The following is a 21,260-nucleotide window of genomic DNA, read 5'->3' on the forward strand; positions in this document are numbered from 1 at the left end:
TTAACCGTCGCGCCGTAAGTTTAGTCTCACAGCTAATGACATTAATATTAAGCGTGGCATAATGAACCATATTAGGGAAAACAAAATATTAACAGGGCTCAGCAATGAATACTGAAAACTACTCTCAAACCGCTTCCTTTATCTGGTCAGTGGCAGACCTTCTGCGTGGTCATTTTAAGCAATCTCAGTATGGACGGGTCATATTGCCCTTTACCCTCATACGCCGTTTAGAGTGCGTTTTAGCGCCTAACAAACAAAAGGTGTTGGAAGCCGCGAAACAGCATCAGAATAAACCTGATGCAACGCGTGAACTACTGCTGTTAAAAGAATCGGGGCATCAGTTCTTCAATGCATCGCCGTTATCTCTGGCTACCTTATCCGATACTCAAACCGCTGAAGATTTGATCTCGTATGTTCAGTCGTTCAGTAAGTCAGCTCGTGAAATATTCGAGCACTTTAACTTTGAAGAGTTTGTGCTGAAACTGGCCGAAGCCGACCTGCTTTACCAAGTTACTCAGCAGTTTGGCTCCAAAATAGATTTATCGACCGATAACATTTCAAACTACGGCATGGGGCTTATCTTTGAAGAGCTTATCCGCAAGTTTGCCGAAAGCTCCAACGAAACTGCCGGTGAGCACTTTACCCCGCGTGATTGTGTGCATGCCGCTACCTCGTTATTGATGACCGGTCAGGAAGAAGTCCTATCGCCCAACAGCATCATTACCATTTACGATCCAACAGCCGGCACCGGCGGCTTCCTGTCTGAATCCGAAGAGTACATTCAGTCCATCAGCGACAAAGTTACCGTCAGGCTGTTTGGACAGGAGCTTAACCCCGAGTCCTACGCCATCTGTATGGCTGACATGATGATCAAAGGCCAGCAGGTCGAAAACATCAAACTCGGTAACACCTTATCAAACGATCAACTTGCACATGAAAAATTCAAATACATGCTGGCAAACCCGCCGTTTGGGGTCGACTGGAAAGCCTCGCAGCGCGTTGTAAACGACGAGCACAAAGTAAAAGGTTTCGATGGTCGCTTCGGGCCTGGCTTACCACGGGTATCCGACGGTTCATTGCTGTTTTTACTGCATTTAGTCAGCAAAATGCGCGATCCACGTGAAGGAGGCTCTCGCATCGGTATTGTCTTAAACGGTAGCCCATTGTTTACCGGCTCGGCCGGCAGTGGTGAATCTGAGATCCGCCGTTACCTATTGCAAAACGACTTGGTCGAAGCCATCGTTGCCCTTCCGACCGACATGTTCTTTAACACCGGTATCAGCACCTATATTTGGATCTTATCCAACGCCAAAAAGCCGGAACGTAAAGGCAAACTGCAACTGATTGACGGCAGTGAAGCCTTCGCCAAAATGCGCAAGTCACTCGGTAGTAAACGCAAATACCTGACCGAAGAGAACATCAACGAGCTGGTGCGTTTATACGGTGCTATGGAAGAAGCCCAAAACAGCAAGGTATTCCCTAACGAAGCATTCGGCTACCGTCGCATCACTATTGAACGCCCGTTGCGACTTAACTTCCAGGCCAGTGAAGAGCGTATCGCCCGGTTAGATGACGAAAAGGCTTTGCAAAAGCTTAAAGCCGAAGACTTTAACCAACTGAAACAGCCCATTCAGCAAGTTGACGCTGACACCCTTTTCACGAATCGCGCTGACTTTACCAAAGCACTGAACACCCAACTCAAAGCAAGCGACATAAAACTAACCGCCGCACAACTAAAAGCCGTGCTCAATGCTTTGAGCGAGCGCGACAGCGACGCTGATGTCTGTACCGACAAAAAAGGTAATGCAGAAGCCGATGCCGGTTTACGCGACTACGAGAACGTGCCGCTGACAGAAGATATCTACGAATACTTTGAACGCGAAGTCAAACCACACGTGCCTGACGCCTGGATAGACGAAAGCAAGCGCGACGAACAAGACGGCGAAGTCGGTATTGTTGGTTTTGAAATCCCGTTCAACCGCCACTTTTACGTATTCGCCCCCCCTCGCTCCCTCGAAGAAATTGACGCAGACCTCAAACAATGCACGGATAGAATCAAGCAGATGATTGAGGAGTTGTCAGCATGAGCCTAACTAGTCTTCGATCTACTAAGTCATCTGGTTACAAATGGCTTGCCGACATTCCTGAACAATGGGATGTCGAGAAATTCAGATACGTTTTTTCGGAAAGCCAAGAGAAGATTGAATCACCGAGTGAGATAAAAGGTGAAATGCTCTCTGTATCAGGGTATCGCGGCATCGAAGTTAAAGAGTATGAAGATGAATCTCTAAAGCGTAAACCCAACGAGCTCATCAATTACCGAATTGTTAAACCCAAACAACTAGTAGTGAATACCATGTGGTTAAACTACGCTGGATTAGGCGTATCCACCTACGTTGGTTACGTCAGTCCAGCTTATCGTTCTTATGCTATCAGACAAGATTTTGATACTCGCTTTATCCACCACCTGATGCGCTCAGACATTTATGTAAAAGGCTACACACGTCTTCTTACAGGAATAAGACCCAACTCTCTTCAAATGGGAAGAGACGACTTAATGGCATTTCCTATTGTTGTGCCACCCAGAGAAGAACAACAAAAAATAGCCCAGTTCCTCGACTACGAAACGGCAAAAATTGATGCGTTGATTGACGAGCAAAAGCGGTTGATTGAGTTGCTCAAAGAAAAGCGTCAGGCGGTTATCAGTCATGCGGTTACCAAAGGGCTTAACCCAGGCGCACCGATGAAAGACTCTGGTGTTGAGTGGCTTGGGGAAGTGCCTAAGCATTGGCTGTATGGTTCCTTAGGATATTACTCACGTATTGAAACCGGCTCCACTCCTGACAGAAGCAATCCTGAGTATTGGGGCGGAGATATCCCATGGATAAAAACTGGCGAAGTAAACTATCAAACGATATTTAATTCCGAAGAATCTATTACCCTATTGGCTACTAAAGAATCTTCGGTCCGCTTAGCACCGCCAGGAACCCTACTCATGGCAATGTATGGACAGGGCGTAACTAGAGGGCGTGTAGCAATACTTGGCGTTCATGCTACTTTCAACCAGGCATGTGCTGCCATAACGGTTAACCACAAACTTGAGGTTGAGTTTCTTGAGTTATATTTGAAGTTTGCGTACTCCTTTATCCGAGATGTGGGGAACGAGACTAGTCAAATGAATTTGAACGCTTCCTACGTAGCAAAAATTCCAATAGTTGTTCCTCCACTAGAAGAACAAGAAAAGCTGATTACAACGGTTAATAAGGCAATACTTAAATTAAGCTCACTCGAAACTGAATCAAAAACGTTAAGCGAAACACTCAAAGAACGCCGCTCCGCACTAATATCAGCAGCCGTTACCGGCAAAATTGATGTGCGTGACTGGCAACCGCCTGCAGGTTCCGATACAGTGGATTCAAACGCGTCAATGCAAACGGAGAGGCATTATGGCTGACAGCAAAGAGCGTCAGTTTCAGACGGACATACTGAACAGCCTGAAAAAAGACGGTTGGTTAATTGGCTCTGCCGCTAATTACGATAAAACCAATGCGGTGTATACCGAAGACCTCATCGGTTTTGTAAAAGACGCTTACCCTGACCGTTGGGAGCGCTTTTGCAAGTCCAACCCAGGTGAGCCAGAAAAGCTATTAGTTCACGCCGCCGTAAAGGGCATGACCCGCGACGGCGCACTTCATGTGCTGCGACATGGCTTTAAAGCCATTGGCGGCACCATCAAAGTCTGCGCCTTTCGTCCCGACCATAGCATGAACCCCGATACCGAGCGCCGCTATCAGGCCAATCGGTTGCGGGTGGTTGAGGAAGTCTCCTACTCCCCCCATGCGCATGAAGGCGACTATAACCCACGCATCGACCTAGTATTTTTTGTCAACGGCATTCCAACCGCGACCATGGAGCTTAAAAGCGAGTTTAAGCAGACCGTTGAACACGCCAAACGCCAGTATAGATTCGACCGTCCAGTTAAAGACCCTGTGACCCGCAAGCCAGAGCCGTTGTTAACGTTCAAACGCGGTGCTTTGGTCCATTTTGCGGTCAGCCAGGACGAAGTGGCCATGACCACCAGATTAGCGGGTAAGGACACCTTCTTCCTGCCGTTTAATATGGGCACCCACGAAGGCGGCGCCGGGAACCCGCAGGCAGCCTCTGAGGACAGCTATGCCACCAGTTATCTTTGGGAGCGCTTGTTGAATAAAGACGCCTGGCTAAAAGTCATCGGGCGCTTTATGCACCTTGAAGTTGAAGAAAAAGAAAATTTCGAGGGTCGAATCGAGAAAAAAGAAACGCTGATATTCCCCCGCTACCATCAGTGGGACGTGGTGAATCAGCTTATCGACACGACGCGCCGTGAAGGGCCCGGCAGTAAATACCTGATTCAGCACAGTGCCGGCTCGGGTAAATCCAATTCAATTGCTTGGACAGCGCATCAATTATCCTCAATGTATGCCGACGACGGCTCAAAGTTGTTTAATTCCATTGTGGTGGTCACCGACCGCACCGTGCTCGATTCGCAGCTACAGGACACGATACGGCAATTTGAGCACGCCGATGGCGTCGTGCGTGCAATTACCCGCGATGTCGGCACAAAAAGTAAGTCCGAGCAATTGGCTGAAGCATTACAAGACCAAGTACGAATTATCGTGGTAACCATCCAAACCTTCCCAGCGTTGTACGACGCCATTGATAAGTACCCAGCTCTGCAAGCCGGAAACTACGCGATCATTGCCGATGAAGCGCATTCATCTCAAACCGGTGCATCAGCGAGTAAACTGAAAGCGTTGTTGGGTTCTGACCGTCCCGAGGGCGCTGACATCAGCGCTGAAGAGCTGTTGGAAGCCGCTGTTCAGGCGCGGATGCCGAACGAGCGCATCAGTTACTACGCGTTTACCGCGACACCAAAAGGTAAAACGCTCGAGCTGTTCGGTCGCCCGGATGATCCGCATTCGCCCATTAGCGACGACAACAAGCCCAAAGCGTTTCATGTGTACTCCATGCGTCAGGCAATTGAAGAGGGCTTTATACTCGACGTACTGAAGAACTACACCACTTACGCCACGGCCTGGAAGATTGCTCACCCCGAAGGTGAAGACAAAGAAGTCGACAGTAAAAAGGCGCGCATCAAGCTGGCTAAGTGGGTACGACTGCACCCTTACAACATAAATCAGCGCGTTGAAATTATCGTTGAGCACTTTCGCGAAAACGTCCGTCATTTGCTGAACGGTCAGGCAAAAGCCATGGTAGTCACTGCCAGCCGTCAGGAGGCAGTGCGTTATCAGTTAGCCATGACCAGTTACATTGCTGATAAAGGCTATCAGGACGTGCATGCGCTGGTGGCTTTCTCCGGTGAGGTACCGGCGGATGATTATATACCCGATAGCGTGACCGAGTACGACAAAAAATTAAACCCGGGGTTGAACGGTCGCAAACACGACAAAGCACTCGACTCGGATGACTTTAACGTGATGATCGTTGCCAATAAGTACCAGACCGGCTTTGACCAGCCCAAACTGTGTGCGATGTACGTCGATAAAAAATTGCAGGGTGTCGAGTGCGTTCAGACACTTTCGCGCTTAAATCGAACCTTCCCAGGTAAGCACCAGACGTTTATCCTCGACTTTTTTAACAACGAAGAGGACGTCCTGGAGTCATTCAAGCCCTACTACACCACTGCAGAGCTTGATTCTGTTACCGACCCGCACATTCTGTTCGACATCATGAGCAAGCTCGATGAAGAGCACATTTACGAATGGTCGGAAGTATCGAAGTTTGCCGAAGCTTTTTACGACCCAAAAGCGCCAGCTTCCAAGCTCGGGTATTACTGTAAGCCAGCCAAAGAACGTTTCATGGCGAGGTATAACCACGCCGTTGATACGTTGAAGCAAGCGAAGGCGATGCTCAACCAAGCTCGGGCGACCGGTGATAAGATCAGCATCAATAAAACCGAAGAGTCTGTTAAAGCCGCTGGCGAAATGGTTGACCAGCTCGACCTGTTCAAAAAGAACCTGAACAGTTATGTGCGTATGTACGAGTTTTTATCGCAGATCACGCCGTACAACGACCATGAACTTGAGTCGCTGTGCGTGTACGCGAAGCACCTGCTGCCATTACTGCGTGTAGAGCGTCTCGACGACGACGATGATATCGATTTGTCCGGTGTTCAACTGACGCATTACCGCACAACCAAGCAAGCTGAGAAACAGCTTAAGCTCGGGGAAGGAGAAACGCCTTACCTACCTCCAATCACTGGTGTCGGTAGCGGCAAGCCCCACGATCCTGAGAAGAAAAAGCTGCAAGAAATCATAGATACGCTCAATGATTTATTTGGGTCGGAAGTTGGCGATTCTGATAAGTTGCAATTTGCTGAAGGCATTGCAAAACGTATTAGCAGAGACGAGGACGTTATGGCGCAAATCAATAAATATACTCCTGAAGAAGTGATGCATGGCCTCTATCCTCAGCGAATCACAGAGAGCGTCCTTGACGTGATGACCGACTATGAAAAGCTATCAACCGAGGTGCTCGAAAATCCGCAAGTTGGCCGTGAGTTCGCGCGCCTCATCCTCAGGTTACTTGACACGCCAAGCTAAAAATCAATTAGTTACTTAGAAAGCTGACTTAACTGGTTTAGCAGTTCGCTACTTTGCTAAAAATAAATCTTTTAAGCTTCTAAGGAAGCTTCATAATTTGTATGTCTAAATCCTCTAACCCAGAAAGTAAAGATTTTACCGTCTCGTATTCATCCTTTGGGTTTATCGATTTTTGAGCTCTCTTTGCCTTATGGGCGACGTCGCCTCTCTTCGTGCCATAGTCATCGAGGTTGGTTAACCAAGTTGTATCAAGACTATCTACATCTATGCCTGTCGGAATTATCAGCGTTTTAATATTTTTCTCCTTTATTCCGTGATTATCCTTCAACTTATTTACAAATTGAGTTTGAGCCAGATCTATAATCGCTGCAACAGCCTTTGGACCACTGTGTCTGTTATTAGCTAGCTGGATTATTTCATGTTGCTTTAGCTCATCATTAACAGCCCAACTTGAGTGGTATGACGCTAGAAAAGAAACAATCACGACCGATGGTTTTCCATTGTTTTTCCAACGTTGGATCGCATTAATGACTGTTTCTTTGGCTACATCTTCTATATACGCTTCTATTTCAGCATGTACCAATAACCTATACCCGCGTACTCTATCCAACTGCCGATCGGTGTAATCTCCGGTCGTTGAAAATTTCGCTGGCAAAAGATGCCGGCGTAACTCTCTAAGTCTCTTCCTTAGCTCTATAAAACGACCTGACAAACGTTTCTTGCTCACCACTGGATTCGTCTGTCTTCTAGTACCGGGACATTAAGGTTAGAATCTATCGTATCGTTTAAGATTCTGAACCAATGAGAAATACGTGCGTGGGTTGATGTAAGACTCTTGGTAGTCGATTCTATCGAAGCTAGGAATTCAGAGTTGCTCACACAAAGCTGTTTAAATGCATCTTCGATTTCTTTTTCTTTGTCTTTTGCTTTATTTCTAACTTCGGCCTTACTAAACGACAAAACCATCACGTCAAATATTGCCCGATTAAATCGCGATTCATATGATTCACCATTCCATTTTCTGTATTGGTTTCCTTCAAATATCGATTCTACGCACTTATGTGCGAGCTCGAACGATTTGAGTTGAGCAATAATTTCTGTCTCATTATTTTCCCAGCTATCATTGAGTTTCTCGCAAGTTTCATCGAGAAAGCGTTTTAGTGTGCCGCCGTATTGTTTCAAAAAATTACTAAAAGCAAAATAGCGCAATAACAGTTCTGTGTCTCGCATCCTAAAATCAGGGCGCTTTAATTTTAGAATTTCCTGTAATGCAGAACTTTGAGCAGACGCTTTATCCAAGAAAGTTACAAACGGTCCTGGATGAAGAGCTTGTCTGAGTTCCTGAGGGGATAAAGGTACACTTCCGGTATTCAGCCTAAGAAATACATGGTACAAAAACTCTTCGTTTGGCCAATTTTTTATTACAACTGTCCTAATAGGTTGATTCTCGAATGCTGAAAGATCATCAAAGAGATCTAAGTCAGCTTTCAAGTCAACTAGACTTTTTCGACATAGGTCACTTCTTATCTCAAGTCCCGTTAATTTTAATTGCTCATAGTTTGGATCGGAGCGTTCAGCTGCAAACTGGCGAATACTCAATAAACGTTGTTTACCGTCCAATACAATGTACGAGCCGCGGCGTTCTTTGGACTCTGCCAAGACTACTTGCGGTATAGGCAGTCCCAAGATTAGCGACTCTATAAATTTGCTCTTTCGTTTTTTATCCCATGCGTCTCTGCGTTGAAAATCCGGATTAAGTAAAATATTGCCCTTGTCGATTTGATTCAGAAGCGTCTCTGTGGTCCAGTCATTAGCGCTAACAACTGCAGAAGAGAATGAGCGCTGGTCTAAACAACCTATATCGCCCTCAAGCTCAAGCTGATCTTCGTCCTCTTTAAACTCTGGGTTACTGTTGTCCACAAGGTTCTCCGGATTCTTAAAAATTTAATGGTTTTAACAGCTGAAATGTCAGCAAGTGTCTCAAGCTAATACCATCATGACAAGCGCTATTTATGCTTTTACTATTATTTACAATCAATTACAAGTGTATTTTCTGACCTATCTCGGAAAGTCTGCGCATCATTTTGTTGGGTAATATTATTTCTAGTGACGAGGATTTTCGAATTAGGTAAGGCCTTACCAATGGCGCAAGCTGCAATTCAACGTCATGGTATTAGCGTTCGTTTTGCGTGTGTCTGCATGGGCATTAGCAAGAGCTGTATTATTTTGCGAGGTAGTTACATTTTCTTTTTTTTCTATTTAGTAGAGGTTTATTAAAAGCAGAGGAGCTGTATGTACCCAACATACTGTCGATTTGAAAAGCAGGAATTCCGTTTTTCCGTATTTAATAGGCACGCTATATAACTTTTTGAGGAATCTATCAAATTATTAATAAGCAAAAAAATAGCACTTAATAATACTACGGAAAAACGTAAGTTTATGTAAAAAGACTCTGCAACCCCTGCCGCGCATGGAGTCGCCTATTCCGACCACGGTTGTGCACAGTCGGAATAGGCGACGGTTCTACGGAATTACTCTTCCGTGATATCGATAATATCCAAATCGATGACGTAGAAGCTTCGCTGCTTAGCTCCAAAGTTTTTCGTCGCGGTCGATGCAAACTTCTTCTTGTTCACTCGTCGACTCTTTCCATTGCGCGTCTCTGTTTGTGTGACCAAACAACCGTTATCCCTAAGCGCAGCCAGTATTTGCGCTGCCGAATACTCGGTGTCGAGAACTGAGCAAAGCGTTTCAGGGTCTGGAATCAGATAATAGACACCGAGCTCACATTCAGCCGAAGCATCGACGGCACCGTCTTCGAAGTCCTCGCCCATGCGACTGTTGAGGTGGTTTAGAAATACCGTCTCGTCTTTCGGAAGCCGATAACCCAACTGCCCTGACACATTCTCCTGACTAAAATAGTGAGCAGGCATCAGCGATGAAGCGAAGGGATATGGGAATCTCTTAGGTTGACTGATAAGTCTTGCATAAAGGCGACGCATGATACGTTGGGACTCCGTGTCTTCAACGGTACCACGTTGCTCAAAGTAGCGTTGAGCCATGAATACCGCAGCATTAAATGCCTCTTCCTTTATCCACCCTGTGATTCCGCACTCTGAAGCTAGCGTCCCCGCTGCAGCCACGAGCGCAAAACGGTCGATTACCCGGCACTGCTGTGAACCTAACGGGCCTACCTTTTTGGTTATTTCGACCACGAAGCGCTTGATAAGGCTCTCAATCTTGTTTTCTAAGGCACCTCTATGCGCAACCAGCCATCTCAACCATTGTAGGCCCGCAGCTCCGTATAGACGGCATGTATTCGCTTTGAGGTGCTCAATCATCGCTTTGTGATTATCATCAAACATGTTCGCATCGTGAATCACGCCTGTTTTAAAGACGATGTCAATGTTAGGCAGTCGAACCTCGGTCCCGGCGTCGAATGGCTTATTTTCAGCTTCAATAAACGCTTGAGTTGGCTTCTCTCCGGTCGAAAGAACCATCGTTCGAAAGCTTCGTTTAGACTGCGCATCGCCATTTTTATTTGCTCGCCCTTTGCCCTGATTGTTACCGAGCATCATAATTGTATCGATGAGCGCCTGAGCATTCCTTATCTGCCGCATGTCATCAAGCGGAAGCAACAGGTTGTTGTATCGCGCCAATGACACTTCGATACTGTTGTCGGTTTGCCGCCAGGTTTGAAGGTACGTCGGGTGGAGTGATGTGCCGCCAGTGCTTGGTTTTCCGTATATGGACGCAGCGACTTGCAAGGCTGTCGATTTGCCTTTGCTCGACGCTCCAAATAGGTGAAATCCACCGCCATCTTGGCCGACAATTTCGAGTAACGGAGCAGCGAATGCCACGGATGCGCTGAAGGCTAGAACCGGATTACCGATACACACGCGGCCAACCTTTTCTCGCCAGTCGTCTAAACTACCTGAGATGCACAATGGAACCGCCTCTTCGTTACTCGAGAAGATGACCTCGTCCTCACACTCCTGCGGTTTGAGCGTTTCGTCAGGCAGCACGAAGCAAGCGTCAAACCAACCTACTTGGGATGTTGTATGCGCTATTTTGTTAGTTTTGAAGCCTCCCAAATACTTTGCGAAGGCATTCTGTTCACCAGGCGTGACCGATAATCCATCGCTCTCTAATCTCTTCACGAGATCGCGCGGTTCGTGGAGTAGGCTACGATCGTAAACTCGCGTAACCAATTTGCCGCTGAGAGTTCGAAAGCTCAATACAAACCCGCCTTTGCCACTCTGACGAGACTCGGTCCAAGCTTTTATGTAGCAGTGATTGCATATCTTGATACGCACAGTGCCGCCGTCGTCATGTTGTTTGACGTCGCGATAGACCCCATCTTCTTCGATTTGGAACCCAGGAGAGTATACCTTTGCGGGGTTCAACCAGCCCGCGTCAGATGCTCGTTTAAAGAGCGAGCCTTCGGTGACTTTGGCACCTGTATACTCAACGGCAAACGACTTCATACGTTCGAGCTCATTTCCCGTGCTACCCGGGGCGCTTAGGCATAACTCTTCGAAGAGCTCCTCAGAAGCCTCCTCGTTTGAGGTGCGTTGGAAGTTGGAGAACACCGCCGCAAGCTCCTCAAAGGTAGCGTTATCACTGCAATAGTCAGTTTCGCTAATGAGGAACTTGGCTGCTGATTCCAGTCGTTCCAATAACCGGCGACCAATCTCCCCCTGATAGTTGAAGGTTTGGTCAAAATTGTCTTCAGGCTTTGAACGACTTTCAAACTCAGCTTCCTGCTCAGGTTTGCATAACACATCCCCAATAAAATCAAGAATCTCCTGGCGTGAGTATCGCGTCTCATTCAATCGAACTAGCCGACTAATGAACCTATTTTCATTTTTACCAATTTCGGGACTGTGGATGAATCCGGGGACCCGCATGATGCGCGCTAGGTCTTTGATTGAAACGTCCGGCTGCAGCTCAGTGAACTTGTTCTGCAACGCGATCTGAAACGGGGTGAATTCCGCGAGCGAGATAACGCCTCTAGATTCTAGAAGCCAATAGCAGTGGTATTTACCGGGGCTCGTTTCAACGACAATGGATGGCGGTAAACTCATTGCGTCAATTGCCTCTAGCGAAATAGCATGAGGTTGATCGAAGTCCAAAAAGAGAGCGCTAACTCCGACAATGTGTTGGTTTGCCACGCCACTGAATCGGTTTTCTTTAGCGTATTCACGTTCAACAGGGTTCACTGTCATGTAAACCGCTAACCCACGCTCATTGAGCGACTTCAAAATGTCATATAGAGACTCGCCATGACTACCCACTTGCCACTTCTTCGGAGCAAAAATTCGATTTAACGCTGGTCGCTTCTCAAGGGCCGACTTTGGTGACAGCATCCTAAAGCAACGGGGTCCAGTAGGGTTTATTAGGTCAACAAATAAACGCGCCTGTTGTTCGGGCGATAAGTCTAAAGTATTTTCTGGGGCGAATAACTTTGTGGTTGCCATGTGTTAACCCTCCTTCTTTGCTTCGAGCCAAGCGTTCAGGTCTGACACAAGGTAAGCAACGCCCCGTTTGCCGAGCTTGATTCGACGCGGGAAGCTAGAGTCAGTTTGCTCAAGATCCCACAGCGTTGTCGGAGAAACTCCGATATAGCGAGGGACATTTACTCGACGGATGGTAACTGATTCTTTCAATTGATTAGCATTCATAAGTAATCCTCAATTTTAAATGAAAGCCCGCGATACTGGTTGTATTCGCTGGGCTTTGAGGACTATCGGAGGGAGGTACCGACACTAAGACCAAAGTGTCGGTGTCGGGATTAAAAAATTTTAGACTTTAGATACCGTTCATATGTGCGAACTAATGTTCTCTTACTGTATTGCTTTGAACCAGATGAAAATTTACCCAAACCCTCGACCATGATTCCATCGTCGAGAAGTTCGCCGTTCGTGTCCTCGAGCGTAACCTCGAGCTCGACCTCATCTAATCGTCGCTTCTTTGTCGATTTGGGTGTAATGACCTCACAGCCTCGTAAAGTCAAAGTTTCACAATTTGCTAAGCTGCGGCACCATTCGTAAAACCCATTAGGTGATCGTTTTTTATTCGTGCGAATGTATTCGAAAACCAAGCGTGCTGAAGCATAAAACGCTCCAGCCCGGGTTGTATTTGTCTTCCGCTTCCGAATACTTAAATCGCGATTACGCTCTTGTGCATCTTCTAGCGCAGCGCGATTGGCTCTAAATGCGAACTCTTCATCCGCCAATCTTCGATAGTTGAAGTCGAGGCTGGAATTCATCCGCGCAGCGGTCAACTCGTCTTCTTCCATTTTCGCGAGCATTAATTTGTGCCTAGCTAATGTGAGTTCGTGTTCCGTTTCAGCATTTTCAACAGCAGCCAGAAGTTCATCGAACTCGGATGGGCGACGGATCTGTCTCGAGTCCCACACCGCCAGAGCTCGCCGTTGAAAAGAAGCCTCTCCTTTTTTCTTTCCGTTATGCGGATAAAAATCTAAGTCGCGTGCCACAAGGTGATCTTCACCGGAGGCGCTGCAACTAAGTTGCTTGTGGTGTACCTCAACCTCGCTATGCTCTTTTATCGGATGGTCGTTCATCGATGTTTTACCTCCTTCGCACCTGGAACGTTGTTGCTGACCTTACAAATCGATTGGCTGTAACTTTGAATCACCGCTTCTGCGGTGTCGGGCAACAGGTGCCCATAATTTTGCTCGATCATGTGCGTCGACTTATGCCCAACGAGTTTTGCGATGTGCAGAAGCGGAACTCGATTCATGACCAAAGATGAAATGAAGTGGTGACGAAGACTGTAGAACGCCAAACCGGAGGTTAGTTCGCCGATACGTTTAACGTGCCGCCAATGCTTGTCATGCGACTTTTTAGCTAATCGGCCACCTGAGCCATTCGGAAATACGTAACCTTGCTCAGTCTGCCCTTGTTGCTCGTGCCACGCTTTCAATACGGCGCGTAATCCCTCAGACATCGGATGCTTCACCGAGACCGGTTGGTCCCCTTTATCCCGTGTCTTCTCGGGAACCGCCGTTACGATGTTGAAGTTAAAATTCACAGCGTTCGCACTCGTCGCCTCCCAACGCAATCCATAAATATCCCCGGGTCGCATACCGGTGTAGAGTGCGACCCAGGCAAACGGAATAAACCAATGAGGGTATGCAACCTGGTCAAGATCGCGAAGGTGTGGCTTACCGTGCTTGATACTCCGACGTCGTTTGGCTCTTAGCTCCTCAGCGTAGCCATCAAGCCCTTTGATGAGGCTCGAGAGCTCTTCGGGGGTCAGCATGCGCCGGTTGTTGTTGGTTGCGAGATAACGTTTGTCTCGCTCTTCTGCCGACAGCTTGCGGACATAGACATTATCGAGGGGATTAGTCTCAATCACCGGATAATCAATAGGGTCATCTTTTTTACGACCTGCTGCGTAGTTCAGCATGGCCTTGAATGCACCCAAGTCCCTAACGAGAGTCTCTCGACTGATGGTTTTACCGAGCTCAGCTTTTTCCTTGCGACGCATCCCCTCCCATTCTCGAATATCTTCGGCACTGAGCTCATTCATATTGCGGTGGAAAAGGTGTGAGAAATTAGCCTCGATAATTTGGCATGTTCCATAGCCGTACCGCGAACGCATCTTATGCGGCTTGTAGATGTGCTCAAAGAAATGACCGACCTTTTTGACACGCCCTTTCAGTCGCTCCTCTTCAGCGGCTCTCGTTTCTGATTTCAACTTAAAGCGATGAAGCGCCGGGTCTGCACCTCTCGCGAGCATGTGGGAGTACTCTAGTGCGATGCTCGCCATAGACTGGATATGTCCGCCCTGCCCGTCGCCTGTTAGGAGTCGACCGAGCTTTAGCTTCCGGCGTTTGCCATTGGCATCTGTATATCGGAAGTACCAGCTGGCACCCGACTTGCCCTTCCGAAGAAAGAAGCCATTGATCCGTGAACAACCAAGTTGAACATCGAGTCCATCTTGATTCAGGAACTTGCTAATTGAGCTAATAGTAATGGAGGTGAGCTTTTCTTTTACCGGCCGCATGATCTTGCTCCAAATCAGCGGCCCCAAAAATTTGGGGCCAATCTGGGGCCAGTATAGCCGAACTTTACAGAATTCGACAAGATTCAAAGAGAGTCTTTAAAAAATAAAAAACCTTTATTTTATTTAGCTTTGCGCTAAACATTTCCATTTTATAAGGATTTTGAAAGGCCCCAAATCGCGTCATGGGGTGTCAGGGGTCGGAGGTTCAAATCCTCTCACGCCGACCAATTTCTCACCTCTTGTTATCTGTTAATTCCCGTAAATACTTAGCTAACTCCTGAATAATCTTTTGCTTGTCCAAATCCGGCTGATCCTGCATGACCGGCGCCAGGATTTTTTCAATGTTGCGGAACCCGTCGCGGGATAACCGGTGTTCTTTCGCAATCGCCACCGCATCTGTCGCAGCATGGCCACGCTGACTGAGCTGCTCCAGCAAATACAACTGGCGCCCGGCAATGGTTGCCAAAGTAGCAGGGTCAACACCTAACTCACGCTCCCCCTGGATCCGTTGTTTAAGCTTTTCGCCGAAATGTCGCCAACTTTGATACAGCCCCCCGGCCGCAGCCCCTAAGGCAGCCGCCAGACCGAGACTCATGCCCCCAACCATCAAATCGATACCAGCTCCTGCAGCAGCACCTGCACCGACACCAAAGCCGGTATCTTTACTCCAGACTTTAAGTGTGTCACTGGCAAACAAGTCATCATGCCATTGGCCCGAACCAATATCGACTAACTCGAACACCGCATCGTTCGGCAAAAAAGCAAAGCGCGCCAGTAAATCCTGGACCGCTTCATGCTCACGCCGTCGGACTCTGTTCTGTAACGCAGCAACCTCTCGCTCAAGCACATCTTCGTTAGCATCAAGGGGAACTCTGTGGCGCATGCCGGCAACATCGGTCAACATTTCAGCTATCGCCTGTAAGGCGCGCTGACGGCGCTGCTCCCGCTCGCGGTAACGATGGGCAATTAACTTTTCTAACTTCGGTTGTGCACTGGGTAAAACCACCGCCAGACTTTGTAGTAACTGCCGCTCGCCACCTTCAGGCGGAGTAACGGTGTCAAACGCCACCACTGCATGTAAATTCAACTTCGCTAACGCCTGCTGCCAGTCACGCTCCCGATTCCCATGCGCGGCGGTAAAATTCAGGACCGGCAATAAGGGCTTACCGCAGCGGGCCAACACATGCAGCTCATCCTGATATTTAGGCAACACCGGGTCACGACAATCAATGACGTAGAAGGCAGCATCGGATTGCAGCAGTTGCCGCATGACTTTCGCTTCCTGAGCAAAGATCGTCTCCGCCTCTGGCTGCGCCAGGAACGCGCGAATTTGCGCGGGTCCATCATGCCGATATTGCTCGCCGAGCTGGTCAAGTTCGGCATAGAGATCCGAGCCGGATTCTAATCCGGGTGTGTCGTAAAAACTCATGATTTGCGCTGTGTTTAAACTCACCCCTTGTTCAAGCACGTTACGGGTGGTACTTGGGCGTTGGTCCACTTCGCCGAACTCACGGCTTTGTAATAAGGTCCGCAATAACGAGGTTTTGCCGGCGTTGGTATGACCGACCACCGCTATTTTTAACATGGGATCAGAGTGTGACATGATGAACTCCGTAACGATCAAGCAAGCTTTGCCACTGGCTCAGGTAGGTGTCGCCCTCGGTGGTCACTAGCTGTACCCGAAGGGTGCGGGTGAACGGGGCAAGTTGCGCTAAAAATCGTAAACTGCTGCGATCAGGAGTCAGATTTGCCGCAATCCTCATTGCCACCTCTTGTCGCGGCTGCTGCTGCAACTCATCCAGCAATGCGCGCTTACGCGCATGACTATCGATGACACCAAAATTAGCAGCTGCGGAGCCTTCGCCCCACTTTGGATTGGCTTCGTAATCGAGACTTGCAACGAGCTGCCCCTGACCTTGCTCCGCGTAATTAAACTGCAGGTCTTCGTGCTGCTGGCCCTGATCAGGGTCAACCACCTGCGGCTGATGTTGCTGTTGACGCAGCGCCTGTACCACCGCGACATGTCCCGGGGCGCGCTCGTCCAGACGCATGCGGCGTACTTTCACCGCAAACCAGGCGAGACTGAGCAACACCAATAGCGCCCGTGGCAGGATAGCGTAGACCAAGACGCAGCTGGCCAGCCAGCGCCCCGCTAAATTGGCAAACTCGTTATCACCGCCGGATTCCGTCGGTAACGGCACCTGCGTATCGAACAGCAGACCGGGGACTGAGTTGAGCAGCTCAGCGATCGCCACCAACTGTGGCTGCTGCAAAATTGTCGTTGCCCAGTGGAACTGATAGTCATTAAAACTGAGATATAGCAGTAAGGTAAGCCAACTACTGAGACTGATGAGTAACCAGAAGCCGTGAGAGGCCAACGCCATTAGTGGGGCTAACAGGCGTTGTTGCTGCACATGACGCAGCCAGGCTTCACTCAGTGTTATCGGGCGCTCACTAAAGCCGGACTGGCGCGACGTCTTAGCCCCCAGCCAATTCATCACCTGTAAGCCAACAGCGGTAATACCGTGAGGCTTGTGGCTATTGAAATGAAGCAGGAGCCAGAGCAACAGCATAACTAGATTGGGTAACAACAGAAGAATCAGAGCGAACAACAGTGACAACGGCTGCGCTTGGGTCAAAACAGCCTGGGTGGCCAGCATGCCAAGTATCAGCGCGGTAAAGCCCATAACCACCGTGAGTAACCGTCGGTTACGTTGCCAGGCATTCAGCTGGGTTGCAGTGCCGCGCCGCTCAGCGATGCGCAGAGCACGCGTAAGCAGCTGCTGACGGGTGCTTTGTGAGGCATCTAACTCGCGCAGATCCAGCGCTTGCAGCTGTTTCGGCAAATCGGCCTGATCGTGCTGACGTTGATACTCGGCTAACCAGAATTGTTCAAATCGCGAAAAAACCAAGGAGAGCCTTCCCTGTCCGATGGAGGAAGGTTTAAGATACTGGAGCAAACTAAGCAGGTAAAGAGGCTTTTACGGCCTGTTACAATCGCGTGCGTTCCTGGCAGCTTGCTGTTTGTAGTTGTTGGTCCACCGCAACGTAATGTCCATGCGGACACTCCAGTTTAAGTTGGGTCGGATCTTTTTCCGTAGCTTTGCGCTTCAGTTCGCCTGCAACCTGGCCTAAATCGACGTCTGGCATCAGGTGCGCGCCGAACCCGCCAACGTAATACTGGTAAAAGGCAGCGGCAAAAATAGCTACTATCAATAACTTGCGCATTCTGTTTTAAACTCCACTAACGAAATGGGGCTATATAAGGTGTGCAAGCCCCATTACTCTAATAGCAGTGTATAAAAAAAATACAAATTTATCCGTTAATTTTCGGTAAAGGAAGCGTTCCAAACCTGCTTATCAACGACGTTGCGCCATTCATTCGCTTTTCTCAGCAAGCCTTACTGCCGTGCCATACACCAGCAACTCTGCCGCGCCCTGCGCCAGCATCGAAGTGGTAAAACGACAACTCACAATAGCATCGGCTCCTAACGCCCGCGCCTCATCCACCATCCGATCCAGAGCTTGTTCGCGGCTTTCTGCCATAAGCTTAGTGTAATCATTGATTTCGCCACCGACAATATTACGGAAGGATGCGAGAATATCGCGGCCAATATGCCGGGCACGAATGGTATTACCACGAACGATACCGCACGTGGAGGCAATTGTTTGCCCGGGGATTGTTTCAGTGGTTACCACGGGGATAGTTTTCATAATTTCACCTTTTTATAGTTATCGGTTCTCGCTGCCATCACGCGCTGACGCGCCACATAAATGAAGAGTACAACGGCGCCCAGAATCATGGAGCCCATTGCCAGCCTGACCCAAACTGGCAGTTGTGGATCGGTCAACAGCTGGTACCCCGCGTAACCGAGCAAGGGCAGCACGCCAAGTAGCAGCAACAGCCAGCCTAGCAGCGGCCAGAATCGCACCGCCCTGTTCACTGGTGGCTGGTGTAACGGATGGGTCGGAGCAATGCCCGCACGCAACTGCTGTTGCATACCTTCTAACTCGGTATACAGCCGCTGGCACTTTGCACACTTGGCTATATGAAGTTGTAAATGTTGCTGTTCCTGCTGGGTCAGCTCCCCATCGAGCGCCCCGCTTATCAGCGGTTCATACACCGCACATTTGCTAGCTTCGGTAGTCATCTGAGTCTTCCCCTGTTCGCCGTTTAAACTCGCTGCGTAACGCCAGCCGGGCTTTATGTAGCCGTGACATGACAGTGCCTTCGGCAATGCCAACAATTACCGCAATTTCCTTGTAGCTGCATTCATTGAGCTCGCGCAAAACGATCAAATCACGCAGCTCGAAGGGCAGTGCCGCCAGCGCCTCATAGACAGCGCCGGCCGTCTCCCGCAAAGTTGAATCGAGCGGTTCAGTCGGTGCTCTATGTGAGCCTAAAACGTCATCATCGACATGCTTTCGCTGCCGTCGTAACTGATCAATGCACAAGTGTCGTACCACTTGTAAAAACCAGGCTTTAGCATTTTGCCGCGCGGGAAAGTGTGTCGTGGTCAGGACCTTTTCGGTGGCATCCTGCACCACGTCCGCCGCCCGTTGCGGACAACCTAACAGTTGCTCGGCAAGACGTTGAGCGCCACGGGTATGAGGCTCAATCATCTGCATTCGGGAGACGTGCTCTGCCGCTAATGCCACGGTTGCTTTCCTTTTTAATGAATCAGTTCTTAAGTTAAGACGCAGCGGGTACAGATTTTATTCTCTTTTTTAACAGGTCTGCGCCTTAGTCGGGGCGAATTCCAGGCTGTCTTCCTATCTATTCAGCAATAAAACCACCGGATTGACGCGCCCACAAGCTGGCATAAAGACCGTTATGCGCCAGCAGCTCAGCATGGGTGCCCTGCTCTACGATACGCCCTTCATCCATCACCACCAATCGGTCCATCGCGGCAATCGTCGACAGGCGGTGCGCTATGGCGATGACAGTTTTGCCTTCCATCAAGCGGTACAGGTTTTCCTGAATCGCGGCCTCGACTTCTGAGTCCAGTGCTGAAGTGGCTTCATCGAGAATTAAAATCGGCGCATCTTTTAGCATGACCCTGGCAATGGCGATCCGTTGCCGCTGCCCACCAGAGAGTTTGACCCCGCGTTCCCCCACATGTGCATCGTAACCATGGCGTCCCGCAGCATCCTCCAGATCAGCGATGAAAGTGGTGGCTTCAGCGCGAGCTGCGGCTTGCTCAATCATTTCATCACTGGCATCAGGCCGGCCGTATGCGATGTTGCCACGCACCGAGCGGTGGAGCAGCGAGGTGTCCTGGGTCACCATACCGATTTGCGCCCGCAGGCTGTCCTGAGTCACTTGCGAAATATCCTGCCCATCGATGCTTATCTTGCCGGAATTCAATTCATAAAAACGCAGTAACAGATTCACCAGCGTTGATTTACCAGCACCCGAGCGGCCGACCAATCCAATCTTTTCTCCCGGGCGAATGTTTAAATTAAAATCACGTAATACGGGCTTATCGTCGGAGTAATGGAAGTTCACGTCAGTAAAGCTCACCTGCCCTTGCCGAACCTCAAGTGGCGGAGCCTGCTCCACATCCTGAATCACTTGCGGCACAGAGATCGTCTTAATACCATCTTGCACGGTACCAATGTTTTCAAACAGTGCCGACACTTCCCACATGATCCACTGGCTCATGCCCCATAGCCGCAACACCAGGCTCAGCGCAACCGCAATGGCGCCAACGGTGATCAGCTCGCCAAGCCATAACCAGATAGCTAATGCTGCAACGCTGAACAGTAACAGCGAATTGAGCAGGTACAGACAGGTATAGAGTTTGGTGACCAGACGCATTTGTCGATGCACGGTGCCCAGAAATTCGTCCATGCCGGCTTTGGCAAAGGCGCTTTCGCGCTGGGCATGGGAAAACAACTTCACGGTTTGAATATTAGTGTAACTGTCGACGATACGACCCGTCATGATCGAGCGTGCATCGGCCTGCGCAGCAGCGACCTTACCGAGTTTGGGGACAAAATAGCGCAGCAGTATCACATAACAGCCGAGCCATGCCAGTAGCGGTAATGCCAGCCGCCAGTCTGCGGTGGCAACAATGACCACGGTACCAATGAAGTACACGCTGACGTAATTGAGTACATCAAATAACTTGATGACACTTTCACGCACCGCCAGCGCCGTTTGCATTACCTTGGTGGCAATGCGCCCGGCAAACTCGTCCTGATAAAAGACCATGGACTGTTGCAGTAAATAGTTGTGCACCAACCAGCGGATCCGCATGGGGTAATTACCAAGCAGTGATTGAAACGTAACCAATGAATGCATCACCACTAATGCCGGCAGCAGAATTAACACCACCGCGGCCATGCCGATCAGGTACCACAACTGATCACCAACAAAGCTTTCCCGCGACTGCTCGCTCAGCCAGTCAACAATATTGCCAATAAAGCTGAATAACCAGACCTCGGTGATGGCAATGGCCATCATCAACAGGCCAGCAATGAAGATATAAAGCCAGGCCCCCTGAGTATAGTGCCGGCAAAACGCGATCAAGCCTTTCGGTGGTTGCTCATGGGTGGGCGGCGGGAATGGATTTAAACGGTTTTCAAACCAACGAAACATAACTATCCTTTAGTGTACTA

16 protein-coding genes are annotated in these 21,260 nt (G+C 49.1%); 3 read left to right on the forward strand and 13 right to left on the reverse strand.

Annotated features, from left to right (window positions below):
* Positions 1–104: 104 nt before the first annotated feature.
* Genes J6J28_RS05700 through J6J28_RS05710 form a run of 3 tightly spaced genes read left to right on the forward strand, consistent with a single transcriptional unit; the run spans position 105 to position 6,602 of the window.
* Entirely contained in the window at positions 105–2,087 is a 1,983-nt protein-coding gene (locus tag J6J28_RS05700; RefSeq protein ID WP_301720359.1) for a type I restriction-modification system subunit M, read from the forward strand.
* Complete coding sequence (locus tag J6J28_RS05705) at positions 2,084–3,454, forward strand: restriction endonuclease subunit S (protein ID WP_301720360.1); 1,371 nt, start codon at positions 2,084–2,086, stop codon at positions 3,452–3,454. Before J6J28_RS05700 ends, J6J28_RS05705 begins: the two co-directional genes overlap by 4 nt.
* The gene (locus tag J6J28_RS05710) at positions 3,447–6,602 is read left to right on the forward strand and encodes a type I restriction endonuclease subunit R (RefSeq protein WP_301720361.1); all 3,156 of its coding nucleotides are present in this window, start codon (positions 3,447–3,449) and stop codon (positions 6,600–6,602) included. The genes J6J28_RS05705 and J6J28_RS05710 overlap by 8 nt, the downstream gene beginning before the upstream one ends.
* A 79-nt stretch (positions 6,603–6,681) precedes the next feature.
* Here the strand turns inward: J6J28_RS05710 and J6J28_RS05715 are convergent, their stop codons facing one another.
* The 13 genes from J6J28_RS05715 to J6J28_RS05775 form a co-directional block, all read right to left on the reverse strand.
* The gene (locus tag J6J28_RS05715; protein ID WP_301720362.1) at positions 6,682–7,329 is read right to left on the reverse strand and encodes a HEPN domain-containing protein; all 648 of its coding nucleotides are present in this window, start codon (positions 7,327–7,329) and stop codon (positions 6,682–6,684) included.
* Positions 7,326–8,522, reverse strand: a complete 1,197-nt coding sequence (locus J6J28_RS05720) for a DUF262 domain-containing protein (RefSeq protein ID WP_301720363.1) — start codon at positions 8,520–8,522, stop codon at positions 7,326–7,328. Before J6J28_RS05720 ends, J6J28_RS05715 begins: the two co-directional genes overlap by 4 nt.
* A 611-nt stretch (positions 8,523–9,133) precedes the next feature.
* Entirely contained in the window at positions 9,134–12,082 is a 2,949-nt protein-coding gene (locus J6J28_RS05725) for a DUF927 domain-containing protein (protein WP_301720364.1), read from the reverse strand.
* A gap of 3 nt (positions 12,083–12,085) precedes the next feature.
* Entirely contained in the window at positions 12,086–12,286 is a 201-nt protein-coding gene (locus J6J28_RS05730) for a helix-turn-helix transcriptional regulator (RefSeq protein WP_301720365.1), read from the reverse strand.
* A 110-nt stretch (positions 12,287–12,396) separates the two neighbouring features.
* Positions 12,397–13,188, reverse strand: a complete 792-nt coding sequence (locus J6J28_RS05735) for a hypothetical protein (protein ID WP_301720366.1) — start codon at positions 13,186–13,188, stop codon at positions 12,397–12,399.
* Complete coding sequence (locus J6J28_RS05740; RefSeq protein WP_301720367.1) at positions 13,185–14,636, reverse strand: tyrosine-type recombinase/integrase; 1,452 nt, start codon at positions 14,634–14,636, stop codon at positions 13,185–13,187. The genes J6J28_RS05735 and J6J28_RS05740 overlap by 4 nt, the downstream gene beginning before the upstream one ends.
* 232 nt (positions 14,637–14,868) lie before the next feature.
* Complete coding sequence (locus J6J28_RS05745; protein WP_301720368.1) at positions 14,869–16,239, reverse strand: GTPase/DUF3482 domain-containing protein; 1,371 nt, start codon at positions 16,237–16,239, stop codon at positions 14,869–14,871.
* Positions 16,226–17,548: a DUF2868 domain-containing protein gene (locus J6J28_RS05750; RefSeq protein WP_301720369.1), complete on the reverse strand. Its 1,323-nt coding sequence runs from the start codon at positions 17,546–17,548 to the stop codon at positions 16,226–16,228. The genes J6J28_RS05745 and J6J28_RS05750 overlap by 14 nt, the downstream gene beginning before the upstream one ends.
* A gap of 79 nt (positions 17,549–17,627) precedes the next feature.
* The gene (locus J6J28_RS05755; protein WP_301720370.1) at positions 17,628–17,864 is read right to left on the reverse strand and encodes a hypothetical protein; all 237 of its coding nucleotides are present in this window, start codon (positions 17,862–17,864) and stop codon (positions 17,628–17,630) included.
* 150 nt (positions 17,865–18,014) lie between these two features.
* Positions 18,015–18,350 carry a YbjQ family protein gene (locus J6J28_RS05760; protein WP_418055166.1) on the reverse strand — a complete coding sequence of 112 codons (336 nt, stop codon included), beginning with the start codon at positions 18,348–18,350 and terminating at the stop codon, positions 18,015–18,017.
* On the reverse strand, positions 18,347–18,787 hold the full coding sequence (locus J6J28_RS05765; protein ID WP_301720371.1) for a zf-HC2 domain-containing protein: 441 nt from the start codon (positions 18,785–18,787) through the stop codon (positions 18,347–18,349). The genes J6J28_RS05760 and J6J28_RS05765 overlap by 4 nt, the downstream gene beginning before the upstream one ends.
* Positions 18,771–19,295 (reverse strand): RNA polymerase sigma factor, encoded by a 525-nt coding sequence (locus J6J28_RS05770; protein WP_301720373.1) that lies wholly within the window; start codon positions 19,293–19,295, stop codon positions 18,771–18,773. The genes J6J28_RS05765 and J6J28_RS05770 overlap by 17 nt, the downstream gene beginning before the upstream one ends.
* Positions 19,296–19,413: 118 nt before the next feature.
* Positions 19,414–21,240: an ABC transporter ATP-binding protein gene (locus J6J28_RS05775; protein ID WP_301720374.1), complete on the reverse strand. Its 1,827-nt coding sequence runs from the start codon at positions 21,238–21,240 to the stop codon at positions 19,414–19,416.
* Positions 21,241–21,260: the final 20 nt, after the last annotated feature.

The sequence above is a fragment of the Pseudidiomarina terrestris genome (genome assembly GCF_030466375.1).
Classification (GTDB): domain Bacteria; phylum Pseudomonadota; class Gammaproteobacteria; order Enterobacterales; family Alteromonadaceae; genus Pseudidiomarina; species Pseudidiomarina terrestris.

Coding starts and splice junctions, on each gene's coding strand:
- J6J28_RS05700 (WP_301720359.1), top strand. CDS start 105: ATGAATACTGAAAACTACTCTCAAACCGCTTCCTTTATCTGGTCAGTG.
- J6J28_RS05705 (WP_301720360.1), top strand. CDS start 2,084: ATGAGCCTAACTAGTCTTCGATCTACTAAGTCATCTGGTTACAAATGG.
- J6J28_RS05710 (WP_301720361.1), top strand. CDS start 3,447: ATGGCTGACAGCAAAGAGCGTCAGTTTCAGACGGACATACTGAACAGC.
- J6J28_RS05725 (WP_301720364.1), bottom strand. CDS start 12,082: ATGGCAACCACAAAGTTATTCGCCCCAGAAAATACTTTAGACTTATCG.
- J6J28_RS05730 (WP_301720365.1), bottom strand. CDS start 12,286: ATGAATGCTAATCAATTGAAAGAATCAGTTACCATCCGTCGAGTAAAT.
- J6J28_RS05735 (WP_301720366.1), bottom strand. CDS start 13,188: ATGAACGACCATCCGATAAAAGAGCATAGCGAGGTTGAGGTACACCAC.
- J6J28_RS05740 (WP_301720367.1), bottom strand. CDS start 14,636: ATGCGGCCGGTAAAAGAAAAGCTCACCTCCATTACTATTAGCTCAATT.
- J6J28_RS05745 (WP_301720368.1), bottom strand. CDS start 16,239: ATGTCACACTCTGATCCCATGTTAAAAATAGCGGTGGTCGGTCATACC.
- J6J28_RS05755 (WP_301720370.1), bottom strand. CDS start 17,864: ATGCGCAAGTTATTGATAGTAGCTATTTTTGCCGCTGCCTTTTACCAG.
- J6J28_RS05760 (WP_418055166.1), bottom strand. CDS start 18,350: ATGAAAACTATCCCCGTGGTAACCACTGAAACAATCCCCGGGCAAACA.
- J6J28_RS05765 (WP_301720371.1), bottom strand. CDS start 18,787: ATGACTACCGAAGCTAGCAAATGTGCGGTGTATGAACCGCTGATAAGC.
- J6J28_RS05775 (WP_301720374.1), bottom strand. CDS start 21,240: ATGTTTCGTTGGTTTGAAAACCGTTTAAATCCATTCCCGCCGCCCACC.